The sequence below is a fragment of the Pseudomonas sp. ANT_J28 genome, assembly GCF_008370005.1.
In the GTDB taxonomy this organism is placed as follows: Bacteria; Pseudomonadota; Gammaproteobacteria; order Pseudomonadales; family Pseudomonadaceae; genus Aquipseudomonas; species Aquipseudomonas frigoris.
In genome coordinates, this window is sequence record NZ_VOBM01000042.1 from 1 (window position 1) to 18,459 (window position 18,459).

The window sequence follows — 18,459 nt, forward strand, 5'->3', positions numbered from 1 at the left end:
AAGACAGGGATTGATCAATCGAACTATGATTTTTCATGGACTCGCCCTCGCTGTCGTTGGCTGTTTAGACTGCCACCGTGGCGCATTGACGCCTCGGCTTGGGCGAGTCCATCCAATTACAGATCGTTTTACGGCTTAACTGATGGGCACTACCTGTTTTCCTGCGCTGAAACCTGCCCCTGCAATCGTCGGCCGACGACATCCATCAAATCACAGCCATCGCGCAGTGAAGTCACCAACACCCGCGCCAGCTCACTGTGGACACCTTCGCCAAACGCAATGTTCTCCAGCAGCTGCGTTGCGGTACGAATGCGGTAGGCCGCGGTTTTATGCAACACGTCCAGCGGTGCTTCAGTGTCGATCAGCAATGACGGGACGTTGCAGTCGATGCCAGTGATAGGCATGTATCGATCCATGATGAAAAACCTCCATTGGGTAAAGGCACACGATTATTCAGCGTTGGCAGTTGGGCGACCTTCAGACAATCCCCGGGGCGGTTCCAGGTTGTCCAGCGCTCGATTGACCAGCAATTCGCCCAGCGCCGACAGTTGCTGAATACCCACAATGACATGGCGACGCGGGCCTTCCAGTTCACGGGCGAGATCGGTGGCCATGACACTGAGCGAAGCGAGGGTTTCAGAGGCGTGACAGAGCAGGGCTTCCGTGTCGACATCCGGAACGACGGCGAAGAAACAGTTGGCAGATGCGGGACGTGTGTGAGTGCGCAGGGGCACGCTGACGAGTTGTTCGGCGACTTTGGCGGGACTGGATGAAGCGACGGTGTCGTTGGGGGAATCGTTTGGTGATTCTGCGGATTTGGTGACGGATTTTTTCATAACAGAGCTCCTTGCAAAGTTAAAAAATGCAAGTCCCATACTGCCAGCCGGGACAAGGATGCTTACTGTACGCGTGTTATTAGAGAGGTAAATACATTAATAATAAATTTAACTTTGTTAATCAAACAAGTTAACATCTGTGCAGAAAAATGATTATAAGTGGTTAATATTCGCGCATCCCTACGCAACACGGCAGCTACAAAAAATAGAGGCTATTGATCGCTAAAAACTGTGCCACACATAAACTCACCCCGCTTCCTCATTTCTGTAAGAAATTTCTCTATTTTGCCGGCACGCCTCGCCGCGAAACATTATCTAACGTTTACCCACCGTGCGCCCGACATTATTTTGTACATAATTCATGCATGAAGGACGCAGGGCTCCCCCAAATAGTATCACCATGACTGTTTCGTTTAGATCGGGAGCTTTTTTTGCAGCTACAAATAAATGGTAATTCTTCAATGCACAGAAAAGAAAAAACAGAAAACTTAAAAAACAACATCAAATATTTAATAAAAAGTCGAGGAGAGACGCAGCTATCTTTATGCAATTCCATTGGCTTAACCAGAACTACGATATACAACATATTGGAGGGAAAGGTTGTAAATGTTCAACAGTCCACAATTCGCAAGAATTCTGATTTTTTTGGCGTCTCGTATAAAGAAATAGAGAGCGTAGACTTTCAGGAAAAAGAAATTATAGAAAATAGTGTTTCCATGCAAGGAAACATGAACCCATCGGCAGTACCTATAATCAAAGAGAGCTTGCTAATTCAAAGTCTAGACAAAAGAATTGGCGAGCTAGCCACACTTCACCCACTGACATACTATTTTGGTATAGCGTGCAATTTAATCGGTGTGCTTTTGGAAAACGAAATCAGTGGCGCCAATGAACCTGGCGACTTGTTGATAATAAAAAAGGGGATTCAAATAACGATAGAGAAAAGCTGATGTACGACAAAACAACAAAAAAATTATTTATAACCAATGAAAGCTTTCTTGATTCCGATGCCGTTTGCACCGTGGGAGAAGTTATAGAGGAAAGGTTTAATGGCTAATAATAGCCCAATCGAAAATAGCAAGTACAAGCTATTAGGATTTGAAAACAGCAAAGAACTCGCAGTAATTATGATTATTTCCACAGGGAAAATTATCAAGGTAAATCTAGGCAAGCTCATAAAAAGCGACATACTAGACAATTTAAACAAAGCGGAAATAAAAGACATATATAGAAAATTTTATTCGCGCGGGACTGCGTTGACAGCCTACGAAATGACCGACCGCCATGAAAAGTCGTGGACCATGTACGTTCTACTAAACCTCCTACTTTTCACGCTTTACATTTTTGCAAATATCGGTGCAGCGAAACCCGTTTACTTGGAGCAATTTGACATTGTTGTCACGCCGGGAGTTTTTCTTTATCCGCTGACGTTTTTAATAGTGGATCTGTTAAATGAATTTTACGGCCTCAGACTTGCTAAAAAAGCTATTCTTTTTGTATTTTCATGCAACATATTTATTATGGTATTACTTGGTGCATCGACCTACTTTCCGGGGCTGCCTGGCTGGAAACATGACGCTTCCTATAACGAAGTCATTGGCCATGTGTCGTCTATTTTAGTAGCGTCCTCTGTCTCATTCCTAATATCCGAATACGTAAACTCGTATCTGCTTTGCAGAATAAAAGAACTTACCAACTCCAGATTTCTATTTTTGCGAGTGTTTTTCAGCACTTTCTTTGCGGTGATAATAGACAGCTTTATTTTTTGCTATATTGCTTTTTACGGATCCATGCTCAATAACGAAATACTTAATATCATTTACATCCAGATAGCGATAAAAATGTTTTTTGCTGTTTTTAATATTTTTCCAGCATATGGAGCAAGATCACTATTTCAGAAATGTATGCCAAGCCGGTAAACGTAATGCAATGAATTTCATCGTACATCGGCAATTCATGGATCAAGCAGGTGGTCGAGTCTTGTCCGCCGCTGAAAACGATAACGGCCTTTCTGGTCATGGTTCGTTCTTCCTTGGGGTGTCTCGGCAGGGTGCCGGGGCCGTTGACCCTACCCGGAAGCTCAAACTCTGGGTGTGGGAGGTTTCCGAAATAACCGTCTCCGATTTCCGTTTGTGTCATTTCCATGCTGGATTCCCGAGGGATTTTCCAACCCAAGCGCTGCGCGGGATTGCCCAGCAACTGGCGGTGCCGCCCGCGGTCACCCTGACCCTCGGCGGACTGGCGCCAGCGCGGCTTAAACATGCGTCGGGATTGTTCAACTTGATGCGAAACCTTGGGGGTGCCATCGGCATCGCCGCGTGCGCGACCATTCTCAATGACCGTACCAACCGGCACTTCACCCGGTTGGCGGAAAACCTCAACAGCACCAATGAAGCACTCAACCAATGGCTGTCCCAGGTCGGCAACAACTTCGCCGCCCTTGGTCAAAGCGGTGACGCGGGCGTCACCGCCAGCCTGCATCAGCTCTGGCTGCTGACCTACCGCGAAGCGCAGACGCAAACCTACGGCGATGCGTTCCTGATGATCATGGTCTGCTTCATTATCGCCACGGCGATGGTGCCCTTGATGCGCAAGGTGCAACCACCGGCCGCGCCGAGTGCGGATGCTCATTGAGTTTTGAGTGTTATTCCTGAGGCATTTTGCGGAAGCCTACCGCCAGGCGGTTCCAGGCATTGATGGTGGTAATGGCCACGGTCAAGTCGACCATTTCCTTGGGGCTGAACTCGGAAGTAGCCAGTTCGTAATCTTCGTCCGGAGCGTGGGTCTGGCTCAGCAGCGTGAGGGATTCGGTCCAGGCCAGCGCCGCACGTTCACGCGGGGTGAAGAACGGCGTTTCACGCCAGGCCGACAGCGTGTACAGGCGACGCTCGGCCTCACCACCCTTGCGGGCATCGGCGCTGTGCATATCCAGGCAGAACGCGCAGCCGTTGATTTGCGAGGTGCGCAGCTTGACCAGTTCGATCAGCGTCTTTTCCAGAGGCAGCTTCGACACAGCGGTTTCCAGCGCGATCATGGCTTTGAGTGCATCAGGGGACGCGGTGTAGAAATCGATGCGAGGTTTCATGGTGAGTTCCAGTCTAAAGGGGTGTGGAGCTACGTTAATCGCGCAGTGACTTGCAGCAAATAGCCAATTATTGGGAAGTTGAGGATGCCAATGGGACGCCCGCCGACGGCTCACTCGATTGCACCCGCGCCCATGACCTTCAAGCCCCTACGCTCGATTGCGCAGCCAATGCAGAAATCCCTTCTTCTGCACAACCTTAGGCGCTTCTTGAGTCAACCTCTGGGCCATATTCAAGCGGAAATCCAGCAACGTCTTCATCGCTTCGCTGATGTCATGCCGCGCCTCCAGGCACGGTTTGAGGTATTCCCTCTCGATCCGGTACAAGCTGCAGAACGTCTTGGCACTAAAGTCCGCCGGCATCGCCGTATCCGACAAAATCCCACCCTCGCCGATCACCTCTCCCGGGCCCATGCGCCCGGTTTCGAACTTGACCCCGTCGCGGCTCAGCTCCACCGACACGACGCCGGATTCGATGATGAACAAATGATCGCTGACCTCCCCCGCCGGCAGGATCATTTCACCGGCGCGGAAGTTTTGCAGGGTCATGTTCTGGCTGAAGGTTTCTTTCTCTTCCTGACGCAGGGTCGAGAAAATGTTCGACGCGTCCAGCAATGCCCGTGGCCGTGACAGGTTCGCAGGTGCATTGGGTTCGACGTTCGACAACAGGCTGACACCGCTGGCCTGCAAGTGCCGGAATGCCAGGTCGAACAGCAGATTACGGACCATGCGTTTCTGGTCCATGGAGACCACGAAACCACTGATTTCGTATTCCACGCCGGTGGCGCTGGAGCCTTTCAACGCGACGCACGGCGCCGGTTTGATCAACAAATAGCGGCATCCTTGCATCGCCCGTTCCAGCGCGTCGATCACCGTTTGCGGACGAGCGTGCGGGCTCAATTGCAGGCTGATGGATACGCCGAAAATGTCACTGGGCCGGCTGAAGTTGATGATCTTGGCCTTGGCCGCCAGGGAGTTGGGGATCACCGCCATGCTGCCCTGGGCCGTTTGCAGGCGCGTGGCGCGCCAGTCGATGTCGATAACCCTACCTTCGGTGCCGTCGATGGAGATCCAGTCATCCAGTTGATAGGGTTTGGTGGTGTTGAGGACGATCCCGGAGAACACGTCGCTGAGGGTACTCTGCAAGGCCAGGCCGACGATGATTGCCAACGCACCGGACGTCGCCAACACACCCTTGACCGGCAGATCGAGTACGTACGCCAGTGCCGCGATGATCGCAATCAGGAAAATCACAGCGCCGAGCAGATCCTGGAGCAAGCGCCCGGTGTGCCCGACCCGTTGCATCATCACCGCGCCGATCAGCACCGTCAGGGTGCGTGCACCGAACAGCCACCAGCCGATCTGCAATCCGGTGGCCGCCAGGTGCAGCGGGACGTTGTCGACCCAGGGCGCCGTTTCCATGGGGTTCATGCCTTCGTTGAACAGCAGGACACTGAACAACGAAAAAATCACCAGCCGCACGACCAGTTTCCATTGACTGCCATTGGCACTGAGCAGGCGCCACAGCCCAAGATCGATAAGGATCAAAACCATCGCGCAGAGCAACGGGTGATCGGTAAGCAGTGACAGCATCAAGCAACTCCAGCAAGAACCAATGACGCAAACATCGCACAGATTGTAGGAGCTGGCGAAGCCTGCGATCTTTTGGCGATCTAGAAAGATCAAAAGATCGCAGCCTTCGGCAGCTCCTACAATCTGTGCGATGTGGGTCGGGGGTTACTTGCTATTGGTCAGGGCGTTGTAGCTGGTAAACAGGTTGCGGTAGTCCGGGATGTGGTTGGAGAACAAGGTGCCCAAGCCTTCCACGTCGTTGCGCCAGTCGCGATGCAGCTCACAGGCCAGGCCGAACCAGGTCATCAACTGTGCGCCGGAGGACGACATGCGGTCCCAGGCCGATTGACGGGTCAGTTCATTGAAGGTGCCGGAAGCGTCTGTCACCACGAACACCTCGAAGCCTTCAGCCAGTGCCGACAGCGCCGGAAACGCCACGCATACTTCGGTTACCACGCCGGCGATGATCAGTTGTTTCTTGCCGGTGGCTTTGATCGCCTTGACGAAGTCTTCGTTGTCCCAGGCATTGATCTGGCCAGGACGGGCGATGTACGGCGCGTCCGGGAACAGCGCTTTGAGCTCGGGCACCAGCGGGCCGTTGGGGCCGGTTTCGAAACTGGTAGTGAGGATGGTCGGCAACTTGAAGTACTTAGCCAGGTCAGCCAGGGCCAGCACGTTGTTCTTGAAACGGTCCGGCTCGATGTCACGCACCAGAGAAAGCAGACCCGCCTGGTGATCGACCAACAGAACGGCGGCGTTATCCTTGTCGAGACGTTTGTAAGAGGTAGTCATGGGAGTAATCCTCGCTTTTTATCGATGCCGAACGGGCCGGCGTGAGAGAAACCTGATAGTTCGTTAAAACGCGGCCAAGCAAAGGTAGTTGCCCACGCCCGGCACGCCACAGCGTTACAACAATGAGTTCAACCGCTTATCCGACCGAACCGGCCTGACTGGAAGTCAGCGAAGGCCTGGTGGATTTCCTGCTCGCTGTTCATCACGAACGGGCCATGGCCAACGATGGGTTCGTCGATCGGTTCGCCACTGAGCAGCAACACGACGGCATCGTTATTGGCTTCCAGGCTGAGCTGCTGGCCATTGCGTTCGAACAACGCCAACTGCCCTTCGCGCACCAGCTCCTGATCATTGATCTGAACCGTGCCACGCAACACGACCAGTGCCGTGTTACGACCTTCGTGCAGGTCCAGGGTCAGCAACTTGCCGCCGTTGAGGCGCAGGTCCCAGACGTCAATCGGAGTAAACGTGCGCGCCGGGCCGGTGTGACCGTCGAACTCACCGGCGATCAAGCGCAGGCTGCCGGCCTGGTCTTTGAGCGGGATGCTCGGGATGTCGCCATCGAGAATCGTCTGGTAACCGGCGTCGGCCATCTTGTCCTTGGCCGGCAGGTTGACCCACAGCTGAACCATTTCCAGGGTACCGCCGGTTTTGGCGAAACCTTCGGAGTGAAATTCTTCGTGGAGGATCCCCGAGGCTGCGGTCATCCATTGCACGTCGCCAGGGCCGATCTTGCCGCCGCTGCCGGTAGAGTCGCGGTGTTCCACCTCGCCTTTGTAGACGATGGTCACCGTCTCGAAACCACGGTGCGGGTGCTGACCAACGCCACGACGCTCGGTGGTCGGGGTGAATTCAGCGGGACCGGCGTGATCGAGCAGCAAAAACGGGCTGATGTGTTTGCCCAGGTTGTCGTAGGAAAACAGCGTGCGAACCGGAAAACCGTCGCCGACCCAATGGGTCCGTGGGCTGGTGTAGATACCGATGATGTTTTTCATTCCGCCTCCGAATCTGGTGTGTGACGCGATGGCCAAAGCTTAAAACTGAACCCTTTGATGCACTAGACTGCAAAAATCAGCCTTAGCGTTCTATACGGAGAACGATGGTGGAAGACCTCAACACCCTCTACTACTTCACCCAAGTGGTGGAACACCACGGTTTCGCCCCGGCCGGCCGGGCGCTGGACATGCCCAAGTCGAAGCTGAGCCGACGCATTGCCGAGCTCGAGGAGCGCCTCGGCGTACGCCTGCTGCACCGCACCAGCCGGCATTGTTCACTGACGGAAATCGGCCAGGCCTATTACCAGCGTTGCCTGGCGATGCGCGTGGAAGCGGAAAGCGCTGCCGAACTGATCGAACGCAACCGCTCCGAACCCCAGGGTCTGGTGCGCATCAGTTGCCCGACCGCGCTGCTCAACTCCTGGGTCGGGCCGATGCTGACCCGCTACATGCTCAAGTACCCGCTGGTGGAGTTGTTCATCGAGAGCACCAACCGCCGGGTCGACTTGATCCACGAGGGGTTCGACATCGCCCTGCGGGTGCGCTTTCCGCCGCTGGAAAATACCGACATGGTGATGAAGGTGCTGGGCAACAGCACCCAGTGCCTGGTGGGCAGCCCGGCCTTTGTGTCGCGCCTGTCTTCACCGGCCTCCCCGGCTGACCTCAGCGGGTTGCCGAGCCTGCATTGGGGCGCGGCGCAGCGTGAATATCAGTGGGAATTGTTTGGGGCGGACGGCGCCAGCGCGGTGATTCGGCATGCGCCACGAATGGTCACCGATGACCTGTTGGCATTGCGTCACGCCGTGGTGGCCGGGATTGGCATCGCTCACCTGCCCAGCGTGGTGGTGCGCGATGACATTGCGGCGGGCCGATTGGTGGAACTGGTGCCGGGCTGGGCACCCAAATGCGGGATCGTGCATGCGATCTTCCCGTCACGCCGCGGGCTGCTGCCGTCGGTGCGCGCATTGATCGATTTTCTGGGCGAGGAATTCAGCCACAGCGATATTGCCTAGGAGCAGCGGCAAGCTTTTCGCGGCAGCGGGCAAAGAGATTCATGACTTGCGGTCAACATTGCTTTGTCGATCCAGCGGTTTTTCTCATGGGTACGGGCGCGGATACTCGTGTCCATTCCCACTGCAACCCCTGGAGTCATTGATGTCTATTCCCGCATTCGGTCTTGGTACTTTTCGCTTGCAAGGCCAGGTGGTCATCGATTCGGTGAGCACTGGCCTGGAACTCGGCTATCGAGTCATCGATACCGCGCAAATCTACGAGAACGAAGCCGAGGTCGGTGAGGCCATTGCCGCCAGCGGCATTGCCCTTGACGAGTTGTTCATCACCAGCAAAATCTGGGTCGCCAACTTCGCCAGGGATCGCCTGATCGACAGCCTCAAGGAAAGCCTGCAAAAGCTGCAAACCGATTACCTGGACCTGACCCTGATCCATTGGCCGTCTCCGGAAGATCAGGTGCCGGTCGAGGAATTCATGGGCGCCCTGCTCGAAGCCAAACAACTGGGCCTGACCCGGCAGATCGGGGTGTCCAACTTCACCGTCGACCTGATGAAACAGGCGATCGCCGCGGTCGGTGCCGAACACATAGCGACCAACCAGATCGAATTGCATCCCTACCTGCAAAACCGCAAGGTCGTCGAATTCGCACAGAGCCAGGGCATCCAGATCACCTCGTACATGACCCTCGCTTACGGCGAAGTGCTGAAAGACCCGGTGATCCTGCAGATCGCCGAGCGCCTGCAGGCGACGCCGGCACACGTCACGCTGGCCTGGGCCATGCAACTGGGTTACGCAGTGATCCCCTCGTCGACCAAACGCGCCAACCTGCAAAGTAACCTGCACGCTCGCACACTGACCTTGAGCGACGCCGACATGGCGCTGATCGCGGGTCTGGATCGTGGCCATCGACTGACCAGCCCCAAAGGCATCGCGCCCCACTGGGACTAAGCGTCAGTCTCTGTTGAGGCTCTGATCCAGGCGTGCCATGGCGTGCTGCAATTGATCGACGGCCTCGTCGATCAACGTCGCGCGCCCTTCGGCGCAGGCACGTTCCAGATGTTCGCAGCACTCGATCAAACGTTCTGCACGGACCATGCGCGCTCCACCCTTGATGCGGTGCGCCAGGTCTTGCAGCCGGGGACGATTGCCACTGACGTGCGCTGCCAGCAGATCATCACGATCGTAGCGATTGGTCTCGGCCAGTTCGCGCAACAACTGATTGATCAGTGTCCGGTCTTCAGCGACGTAGAGCTCCAGGCCGGTCAAGTCGATCTCGAACGTTGCTTGCTCTTCAACCGGCGCTGGTGGCTCATTCACAAATCGGGACGCCAGCCAGGCACTCAAATCTGCCAGCCGGATCGGTTTGAACAGACAGTCGTCCATGCCCGCTTCAAGGCAACGGGTCTTTTCCTCCGGCTGCGCATTGGCGCTAAACCCAAGAATCAGCGTGGGTGGCAAACCTTTGGCGCGCTCTTCATCGCGTATCGCACCCGCCAATTCATAACCATTGACCACCGGCATGTTGCAATCGGTGATGACCAAATCCAGCTCATGCTCGCGCCACTTCACAAGACCACGCTCGCCATCTTCAACCTCCAGCACCTGATGCCCCAGGTAGCTCAGCTGCCGTGAGAGCAACAATCGATTGGCCGGGTAATCGTCGACCACCAGAATCGTCAGCAGCCGAGTGGCCACCTGCAATCCGCTATCCGCCCACTCGCCGCAGGTCAACGGTTTCAACGCAATCAGATCAAAACTGATATCGACCTGCGTACCCAGTCCGAGGACGCTGTCGAACTGCAATCGGCCGCCCATCATTTCGCACAGCGTGCGGCTGATCACCAGTCCCAGACCGGAGCCATTGTGGCCTGACTGCTGGCTGTTACCGGCCTGCACGAACGGGCTGAACAGTCGTTGCTGATCGACCACACTGACACCGATGCCGCTGTCCTCAATACGCACACTGACTGCCAGATGCCCCGACACACCGGGCTCTACCCGCAGTGTCAGGCTCACCTCACCTTCACGGGTAAACTTGATCGAGTTGCTCAGCAGATTGGACAGCACCTGCTTGAAGCGCGTGGGGTCGACTAACACGTCACGATCGCTGTGTTCGGCCAATTCGACCCGCCACTGCAAGTTCTTCTGCCGTGCCAGGCCTTCGAAAACCCGGCACACCGACTCCACCAGCGTGCGTAGATTGGCCCGCTCAGGGGTCAGCGACAAATGCCCGGACTCGATGCGGGCGATGTCCAGAATATCGCCGATCAACGCCAGCAATTGCTGCGCGGCATTGGATGCCACTTCGATGGCGGAGCGATCAGTGAAGCCCTCTTCCGCTCGCTTCTGCGCCAGTTCGAGCATGCCGATCAGGGCATTCATCGGTGTGCGGATTTCATGACTCATGGTCGCCAGAAAGGTGGTTTTGGCGCGGTTGGCCTCGTCGGCGGCGTTCTTGGCATCCTGCAATTGCCCTAGCAGTTGTTGGCGTTGAGTGATCTGCCGACGCTGCCAGGCAATCCAGGCCAGTGCGAGCAACAGTAAGGCACCCGCAACGGCAAACGCCTGGAGAATGCCTTGGCGATGACGCAGCCAGTAGCTGTCATCGACCACCACATCATTGCTCCAGCGGGCTATCAGCTCATCCATCTCCTGGGGCGAAATGCTCAGCAGTGCCTTGTTCAGAATCGAGTGCAACTCCAGCGCACCTCGGTGGGTGGCCAGAGCGATACGCGCCGGCTCATCGCCCACGGTGCTGCTGATCCGCAGACGCTCGCGGTATTGCCGGGTGATCAGATACCGAGCCACGATCAATGAGCTGACTGCCCCGTCGGCCTGGCCCTTGATCACCCATTCCATACCCTGCGCCGGACTATGCACTTCGACCAGACGTACATTTGGCGCTCGATCGCGGATGAACCCGAGCAACGGATGACCGCGATAAATCGCCAGGCGTTTACCGGCCATATCATCCAGGGTCCTGGGGCTTCCCGGGGTGGTCGCACTGACCAGTACAAACGGATTGTTCAAGTAGGCCCGAGTGAAACGCAGTTCGACTTCGCGTTCGATACCGGGCGTGACCACAGGTAACACGTCGATCTTGCCGTCCTTGAGTTCCTGGATCTGCTGATCGAGGGAGTTACCCCGCTGCACCTTGAAGGTCAAGCCGCTGCGCTGGCTGATCAGCGTCAGCAATTGCGCGGTCAACCCACTGAGTTGTCCCTGTGCATCGTAAAAAGTCAGCGGTGCAAAGCTCTCGACGGCACCCACTTCCACCGTCGGATGTTGATCCAACCAACGTTGCTCACTGGCGCTCAAACGTACTCGTTCCTGACCCGCCATGTTGGCTCTTCCGGCACTCCAGCGCTGCTCGATGGCCGTGCGCTGATCCATGGAAATCGCCGCCAGAGCCTTATCGACAATGCTCTTCAGACGTGGGTTGCCCCGGCTGAAGGCAAAGCCGAACGGATTGGCGTCCAGGCCGGAAGGCCCCACCAGGCGTACGTTACTGAGGTAGTTGTTATTGATGAGGTAATTGGCGCTGATGAAGTCCCCGAGGTACACATCATCCTGCCCGAACGCCACCGCCCCGATCGCGTCGAGTGCCGAGGGGTAGCGTTGCAAGCTCGCATCGGGATAGAAGGCTTCGACAGTCTGCGCCTGCAGATAGTCATCGACCATGGCGATGCGTTTGCCAGCGAGGTCGACGGGCATCCAGTCGTCCACGCGGGTAACCAGCATCGGCTGATCTTCGGCATAGGCGCTGGATCGGGTCAGCTCGGGGTCAGCCGCCTCGAAGTTGTTGGACGTACCGAGCAGGTCCAGATCATCGCGTTTGAGCGCATCCATGGCCGCCTCGCGCGTGCGATAACGAAGCACGTCGATTTTTACGTGCAGCAGTTGCCCCAACAGTGCTGCATAGTCTGCGGTGATGCCTTCCAGCTCATCAACGTTACGCGTGATCTCGAACGGCGGGTAGTCCGGCCCCGACACCCCGAGGCGCAAGACTCGTTTGCTACGCAACCACTGCCAGTCTTTTTCATCCAGCTGGACCTGATAACCCTCCACCGCGGAACGCCCCAGCACATGCAAAAGCTTTGGTTCATCGGTCGCTGTCACCGGTGCTACCAGTCCACAGAACAGCAACAGGGCCCACAAACAATCGCGCATGATCGGGCTCACTCAGATCAGGTGATTACGCTTGGCAAAATCCCTCAGGTACACCGCCGATTCCACGTTGAGTTTTCCAACCAGACGGGTTTTGTAGGTGCTGACGGTCTTGTGACTCAAGTGCATGATTTCAGCGATCGCCTTGTTACTGATGCCCCGGGCCAGATGCTGAAAGATCGTCAGTTCCCGGTCGGAGAGTTTATCGATCATCTGTTTTTCACTCAGTTGTCTCGAGTTCAGCGACACCGACGCCGTGGGTAGCTGGGCGAAATAGGTGTAACCGGCCATCACGGCGTGCACGGCTCTGTGCAAGTGCTGCAAGTCATTGGACTTGGCGACATAGCCTGCGGCGCCGGCGTGCATGCAACGATCCTGATAAAACATGGGTTCCTGGGACGTGAAGACCAGCACTCGGCAGGGCACCCCACTGGTCTTGATCCGTGCCAGTACATCCAGCCCGTCGAGCGAGGGCATCACAAGGTCCAGTACCACCAGCTCAGGCTTGTGTTCGCGGATCTTCGGCAAGACCTCATTACCATTCGCCGCTTCGTATATCTGCTGGAAACCCTCCTGCACCAGTACGATTTTGACTGCGGCGCGAACCACCGGATGATCGTCCACAATCAGCACTGACTTCATGGCATCTCCCTGTGCAACAAAAACGACGATTGAGCAATCAATGCCCATAAGCCCGGCCCGGTTGAACGTACCGGCTGCGCAAAGACTTTTGCATGGAAAACCGGGCGCAGCTACCTGACAGAAATGACAGTACCGACAAACGGTAGACGAGGGTCGATGATCGCCATCAGCCGCTGAATAGACGCCAGATCAGGCAGCATTGCGTGGCTCACCTCAACCGTCTGTCGAACGCAGGCAGGAATGGGCGGCAGTTGCGCCTGCTGGCCGTCATAGATCAAGGCGTGATGAACCTGTTGGGTATCAAGGAAAAAATCGAACAGGTTCAACGCCCCGCCCGCCAGCGAGGCATTGACGACCACCAGATCAAATGGCTCACAACCGTATTCGACCAGGGTTAACAGCTCTTCAAGGCTGTGCACCGGTGCTATCCGGTAGTAGTCGAGTTGATTGAACAGTCGCTCGACCTTCATGCGGTGAAAATGCAACTCGTCGGCGATCAGGATACGTAAGGCTTTGTTCGACAACGTGGGCCCCCAGGAGGGTATCGGATTCGTGAGGGCGCAAGGCTACGGAAGACCCGTCGAGCTTTCTGTAGGACTTTTCCTAAAAACCAGGACGCTTCCTCCGGTGGCAGAAGGAAAATCGAAAGAACGGCTATTCCGTCGTTCTTCAGCCTTGCTCCTGAATTTGGCAGCATTACTGCCAGCCAAACCGGCGGATATAGAACCCCTTCACCGCCTGCGTCAGGCCCATATACGCCAGCAGAATCACCGGCAGGAACACGAAGTACAGCGACGGCAGCGCCTGTAATTTGAAGTAGTGCGCCAGTGGTCCCATCGGCAGGAAAATGCCGACGGCCATGATGATTCCAGTCATCACCATCAACGGCATCGCTGCGCGGCTTTGCAGGAACGGGATTTTCGATGTGCGGATCATGTGCACGATCAGGGTTTGGGTCAGCAGCCCGACCACGAACCAGCCGGACTGGAACAGGGTTTGATGGTCCGGGGTATTGGCGTCGAAGACGTACCACATCAAGGCAAACGTGGTGATGTCGAAGATCGAGCTGACCGGTCCGAAAAACAGCATGAACCGCCCGACGTCCGCCGGCTGCCAGCGTTGTGGTGTTTTCAGCATTTCTTCATCGACGTTGTCGAACGGGATGGCGATCTGCGAAATGTCATAGAGCAGGTTCTGCACCAGCAGGTGCATCGGCAGCATCGGCAGGAACGGGATGAATGCACTGGCCACCAACACCGAGAACACGTTGCCGAAGTTCGAGCTGGCGGTCATTTTGATGTACTTGAGCATGTTGGCGAAGGTCCGGCGCCCTTCCAGCACGCCCTCCTCCAGCACCATCAGGCTTTTCTCCAGCAGGATGATGTCCGCCGCTTCCTTGGCAATGTCCACCGCGCTGTCCACCGAAATGCCGATGTCGGCGGTGCGCAGGGCTGGCGCGTCGTTGATGCCGTCACCCATGAAACCGACCACATGACCGTTGCCCTTGAGCAAACGCACGATGCGCTCCTTGTGCGACGGCGTGAGTTTGGCGAAGACGTTGGTGGTCTCCACCGCTATCACCAGTTCGGCGTCGCTCATGCGCTCGATGTCGTTGCCCATCAGCAGGCCTTGTTGCTCCAGGCCGACTTCGCGGCAAATCTTCGCGGTCACCAGTTCGTTGTCACCGGTCAGCACTTTCACGGCCACGCCGTGAGCGGCCAGGGCTTTGAGGGCCGGTGCGGTGCTTTCCTTGGGTGGATCGAGAAAAGCCACGTAACCGATCAGCGTCAGCGCCTGTTCATCCGCCAGGCTGTAGGTGTCACGCCCTTCAATCATCGGCCGCGCTGCAACCGCCACCACGCGCAAGCCTTCGGCATTGAACGCGGCAGCGACCTGACGAATCCGCGCCAACAATTCATCGTTCAACGCTTCATCAACAACGCCATGACGCACCCGCGTGCAGACCGCCAGCACTTCTTCCACCGCGCCCTTGCAGATCAGCAGGTGCGAATGATCGCGCTCGGCGACCACCACCGACATCCGCCGGCGCGTAAAGTCGAACGGGATCTCGTCGACCTTGCGAAACGCTGTGCCGACTTTCAGTTCACGGTGGATTTCCACGTGTTCGAGCACCGCCACGTCCAGCAGGTTTTTCAGGCCGGTCTGGTAGTAGCTGTTGAGGTAGGCCATTTCCAATACGTCATCGGAATCGTTGCCCCAGACATCGACGTTACGCACCAGGAAGATCTTGTCCTGAGTCAGGGTGCCGGTCTTGTCGGTGCACAGCACGTCCATGGCGCCGAAGTTCTGGATCGCGTCGAGGCGTTTGACGATGACTTTTTTACGCGACAGGAACACCGCGCCCTTGGCCAGGGTCGAGGTGACGATCATCGGCAGCATTTCCGGGGTCAGGCCCACGGCAATCGACAACGCGAACAGCAGCGCCTGGGTCCAGTCGCCTTTGGTGAAGCCGTTGATGAACAACACCAGCGGCGCCATGACGAACATGAACCGGATGAGCAGCCAGCTGACTTTGTTGACGCCCGTCTGGAATGAAGTGGGCGCGCGATCGGTAGCGCCAACTCGCTGGGCCAAGGCGCCGAAATAGGTGTTGTTGCCGGTGGTGAGAATCACCGCCATGGCCGTGCCGGACACCACGTTGGTGCCCATGAACAAAATGTTGTCGAGGTCCAGCGGGTTGCGGGTGTCACTGTCCTGCTGACGGCGGAATTTTTCCACCGGCATCGATTCGCCGGTCATCGCGGCCTGGCTGACGAACAAATCCTTGGCGCCAAGCACCCGGCAATCGGCGGGGATCATGTCGCCGGCCGAGAGCACGATCAGGTCGCCCGGCACCAATTGCTTGATCGGCAGCTCGGTACGTTGCGCATCCCGACGCAACACCGTAGCGGTGTTGCTGACCATCGCCTTGAGCGCGTCGGCGGCCTGGTTGGATTTGGTTTCCTGCCAGAAGCGCAGCAAGGTCGAGAGCACCACCATGGAGAAAATCACGATGGCGGCTTTCATGTCTTCGGTCAGCCAGGAGATGACCGCGAGCAAGGTCAGCAGCAGGTTGAACGGGTTTTTGTAGCAGTGCCACAAGTGTGTCCACCACGGCAGCGGCTGTTCGTGCTCGACTTCGTTGAGGCCGTATTGCACGCGCAGTGCATCGGCTTCGAGTTCGCTTAGGCCATCGGTGTGGCTGCCGAGGTTGTTCAGCAGTTGGCCGGTGTCACTATTGGCAGCGCTCACCAGGGTTTGCGCCAGGGTGGGCGGCACCTCGCGACTGACCGTGGTGTCGGTGAAGTTTTCCAGCAGCGCCAGTCGACGGAAGTGTCGGGCGATGTGGCGGGTGCGCAGGAATCCGGCGAAGAATTCTTTAAGCAGGGTCAGGTTCATGGCAGTTCCCCCAGGGTCAGCCGGGAAACCGTCGAGCAGGCGTGTCGATGCACCGCGATGACGACACACAGTCGAACATCACGCACGGTTCAGCGTCGATGAGAGGGAAGTCGGGACACGGACCATGACTGGCCGCGATCGGGATGCCGCTGCTCGCTTTTCGGCGAGACAACGGCACAAAAATGTGGCGCGTTATCTTGCCGGGAAGGTGCCGGTTATCGAAACCGGCCGACTACTGTCACTCGAACAAGTACCCACTGTGGGTCTCCGCTATTGATTGAAAACGCGCGAAGCTTACGCCCCGATTTCTGCAGAGTAAACGAAGCAAAGGCGTGTGGAGGGGGAATCGCGGGGCTCTTCAGGAAGGGTTCAGGATTCTGAATTTGTGCTGTTCTTCAGGGCCTCTTCGCGAGCAAGCCCGCACTCGATCTGCGAACACAGGTCAAAATGTGGGAGCGGGCTTGCTCGCGAAGACTGACTATCAGGCGCAAAGAATCTTAGCTGGCAGTCGCCAACAGCAGGTCCATCACCGAACGGCCATGCCCCCGTGCCTTGCCATGGTCATACAGCGACCCTGCAATCTCATCCGCCCGAATCGGCAAGATCGACAACAAGGTATCGCTCAAGCCGTGGCTGGCCTGGCAGAAGCCCTGCATATAGATGCCGGCCTTGCAGCGCTCGTCAGTGATCAGTTTGTAATTACGGTCTACCTCGAAGTCACCCAGGTATTGTTCCAGCGGCGCCAGCAGTTTGCGGTGCATCTGGCGCTCGTAACCGGTGGCCAGCACCACGGCGTCGTAATGACGGACGGTGACTTCACCCGTGGCGTTGTTGCGCACGGCCAACTCGATACCGCGCTCGGTGGCGGTGGCCTTTTCAATGGTGGTCAGGGTACGGAACGCGTGGCGCGCAATGCCCGAGACTTTCTGGCGATAGAAGATGCCGTAGATGCGTTCGATCAGGTCGATGTCCACCACCGAATAATTGGTGTTGTGGTACTCGTTGACCAGACGTTCGCGCTCGCTGCTCGCCTGCTGGAACACCAGATCGGTGAACTCCGGCGAGAACACTTCGTTGACGAACGGGCTGTCGTCCGCCGGTTTCAGGGCTGAGCCACGCAGGATCATGTCCACCTGCACGGACGGGAAGCTGTCGTTCAGATCGATGAACGCTTCCGCCGCGCTCTGCCCGCCGCCAATGATCGCGATGCTCATCGGCTGGTTGTTCACGCACGGCTGCTTGGCCATCTGCGCCAGGTACTGAGAGTGGTGGAAGACGCGGTTGTCACCCTTGAGCGCCTTGAACGCTTCGGGAATGCGCGGTGTACCGCCGGCACTGACCACCACTGAACGGGCGGTGCGAACGTGCTGCTGACCTTGGGTATCACGCGAGATCACCCGCAACGCTTCGACCTGCTGGTTGTGCAGCACCGGCTCGATGGTCAGCACTTCTTCGCCGTAGCGACTCTGCTCGGCAAATTGCCCGGCGACCCAGCGCAGGTAATCGTTGTACTCCATTCGGCACGGATAAAAGGTGCCCAGGTTGATGAAGTCCACCAGGCGACCATGGTGCTTGAGGTAGTTGACGAACGAGTACGGGCTGGTCGGGTTGCGCAGGGTCACCAGGTCCTTGAGGAAGGAGATCTGCAACTCACTCTGGGTCACCAGGGTGTTGCCGTGCCAGCGGTAGTCGGCCTGCTTGTCGAGAAACAGAACATCCAGCTCGCCCTGACTCGGCCCGCGTTCTTGCAGAGCGATGGCCAGCGCCAGGTTCGAAGGGCCGAAACCGACGCCGATCAGGTCGTGAACGATGGGCGATGCAATTGCCTGTGTCATTTCCAGTGTCCTCTGGATGAACCCCCGAAGCAGCGGGGAGTAAGCCTAAGTGACCTGACCGGCCTTGAGCAGGACAGCAGATCGTCTGTTGAAGGGAACGAGGACAATGAAAAAAAATTTAATGCAGC

General features: G+C 56.8%; 14 protein-coding genes and 3 pseudogenes. 5 read left to right on the forward strand and 12 right to left on the reverse strand.

Translation table 11 applies throughout. The features are described 5' to 3' along the window. Nucleotides 1-149 precede the first annotated feature (149 nt). Both FQ187_RS24040 and FQ187_RS24045 read right to left on the reverse strand, forming a co-directional pair. A complete protein-coding gene (locus tag FQ187_RS24040) occupies nucleotides 150-416 on the reverse strand; it encodes a hypothetical protein (protein WP_149631380.1) in 267 nt (88 codons plus the stop codon). Nucleotides 417-449: 33 nt separating this feature from the next. Then, nucleotides 450-836 (reverse strand): DUF6124 family protein, encoded by a 387-nt coding sequence (locus FQ187_RS24045; RefSeq protein ID WP_149631381.1) that lies wholly within the window; start codon nucleotides 834-836, stop codon nucleotides 450-452. A gap of 461 nt (nucleotides 837-1,297) precedes the next feature. Between FQ187_RS24045 and FQ187_RS24050 the strand changes: the two are divergent. Beyond that, nucleotides 1,298-1,893, forward strand: a pseudogene (locus FQ187_RS24050) (transcriptional regulator). Then, nucleotides 1,886-2,755, forward strand: a complete 870-nt coding sequence (locus tag FQ187_RS24055) for a queuosine precursor transporter (RefSeq protein ID WP_149631382.1) — start codon at nucleotides 1,886-1,888, stop codon at nucleotides 2,753-2,755. Before FQ187_RS24050 ends, FQ187_RS24055 begins: the two are co-directional and overlap by 8 nt. On the opposite strand, the pseudogene FQ187_RS24060 reads toward FQ187_RS24055, so the two are convergent. Continuing rightward, nucleotides 2,754-2,855 (reverse strand): annotated as a pseudogene (locus FQ187_RS24060) (7-cyano-7-deazaguanine synthase); the annotation flags it as partial. The gene FQ187_RS24055 and the pseudogene FQ187_RS24060 sit on opposite strands and share 2 nt — an antisense overlap. Nucleotides 2,856-3,008: 153 nt before the next feature. Between FQ187_RS24060 and FQ187_RS24065 the strand changes: the two are divergent. Then, a pseudogene (locus FQ187_RS24065) lies at nucleotides 3,009-3,470 on the forward strand (EmrB/QacA family drug resistance transporter); the annotation flags it as partial. A 10-nt stretch (nucleotides 3,471-3,480) separates the two neighbouring features. On the opposite strand, the gene FQ187_RS24070 reads toward FQ187_RS24065, so the two are convergent. The 4 genes from FQ187_RS24070 to FQ187_RS24085 form a co-directional block, all read right to left on the reverse strand. After that, the gene (locus FQ187_RS24070; RefSeq protein ID WP_149631383.1) at nucleotides 3,481-3,921 is read right to left on the reverse strand and encodes a carboxymuconolactone decarboxylase family protein; all 441 of its coding nucleotides are present in this window, start codon (nucleotides 3,919-3,921) and stop codon (nucleotides 3,481-3,483) included. Between the two features lie 147 nt (nucleotides 3,922-4,068). Continuing rightward, a complete protein-coding gene (locus tag FQ187_RS24075; RefSeq protein ID WP_149631384.1) occupies nucleotides 4,069-5,511 on the reverse strand; it encodes a mechanosensitive ion channel family protein in 1,443 nt (480 codons plus the stop codon). A 144-nt stretch (nucleotides 5,512-5,655) separates the two neighbouring features. Beyond that, the gene (gene ycaC, locus FQ187_RS24080) at nucleotides 5,656-6,282 is read right to left on the reverse strand and encodes an isochorismate family cysteine hydrolase YcaC (RefSeq protein WP_149631385.1); all 627 of its coding nucleotides are present in this window, start codon (nucleotides 6,280-6,282) and stop codon (nucleotides 5,656-5,658) included. Between the two features lie 128 nt (nucleotides 6,283-6,410). Next, complete coding sequence (locus FQ187_RS24085) at nucleotides 6,411-7,277, reverse strand: pirin family protein (protein WP_149631386.1); 867 nt, start codon at nucleotides 7,275-7,277, stop codon at nucleotides 6,411-6,413. Nucleotides 7,278-7,381: 104 nt separating this feature from the next. On the opposite strand from FQ187_RS24085, the gene FQ187_RS24090 reads away from it, so the two are divergent. Next, nucleotides 7,382-8,290 carry a LysR substrate-binding domain-containing protein gene (locus FQ187_RS24090; RefSeq protein ID WP_129437126.1) on the forward strand — a complete coding sequence of 303 codons (909 nt, stop codon included), beginning with the start codon at nucleotides 7,382-7,384 and terminating at the stop codon, nucleotides 8,288-8,290. Nucleotides 8,291-8,432: 142 nt separating this feature from the next. Continuing rightward, nucleotides 8,433-9,236, forward strand: coding sequence for a 2,5-didehydrogluconate reductase DkgB (gene dkgB, locus FQ187_RS24095; RefSeq protein WP_149631387.1), 804 nt, complete (start codon nucleotides 8,433-8,435; stop codon nucleotides 9,234-9,236). 3 nt (nucleotides 9,237-9,239) lie between these two features. Here dkgB and FQ187_RS24100 read toward each other — a convergent pair whose 3' ends face one another. The 5 genes from FQ187_RS24100 to FQ187_RS24120 all read right to left on the reverse strand — a co-directional run bounded on the left by FQ187_RS24100 (nucleotide 9,240) and on the right by FQ187_RS24120 (nucleotide 18,331). Further along, nucleotides 9,240-12,458 carry a transporter substrate-binding domain-containing protein gene (locus tag FQ187_RS24100; RefSeq protein ID WP_149631388.1) on the reverse strand — a complete coding sequence of 1,073 codons (3,219 nt, stop codon included), beginning with the start codon at nucleotides 12,456-12,458 and terminating at the stop codon, nucleotides 9,240-9,242. A gap of 12 nt (nucleotides 12,459-12,470) precedes the next feature. Then, entirely contained in the window at nucleotides 12,471-13,097 is a 627-nt protein-coding gene (locus tag FQ187_RS24105; RefSeq protein WP_149631389.1) for a response regulator transcription factor, read from the reverse strand. Between the two features lie 110 nt (nucleotides 13,098-13,207). Then, entirely contained in the window at nucleotides 13,208-13,621 is a 414-nt protein-coding gene (locus FQ187_RS24110; RefSeq protein ID WP_149631390.1) for a response regulator, read from the reverse strand. Between the two features lie 172 nt (nucleotides 13,622-13,793). Next, on the reverse strand, nucleotides 13,794-16,496 hold the full coding sequence (gene mgtA / locus FQ187_RS24115) for a magnesium-translocating P-type ATPase (protein ID WP_149631391.1): 2,703 nt from the start codon (nucleotides 16,494-16,496) through the stop codon (nucleotides 13,794-13,796). A 497-nt stretch (nucleotides 16,497-16,993) separates the two neighbouring features. Next, nucleotides 16,994-18,331, reverse strand: a complete 1,338-nt coding sequence (locus tag FQ187_RS24120; protein ID WP_149631392.1) for a lysine N(6)-hydroxylase/L-ornithine N(5)-oxygenase family protein — start codon at nucleotides 18,329-18,331, stop codon at nucleotides 16,994-16,996. Nucleotides 18,332-18,459 lie beyond the last annotated feature (128 nt).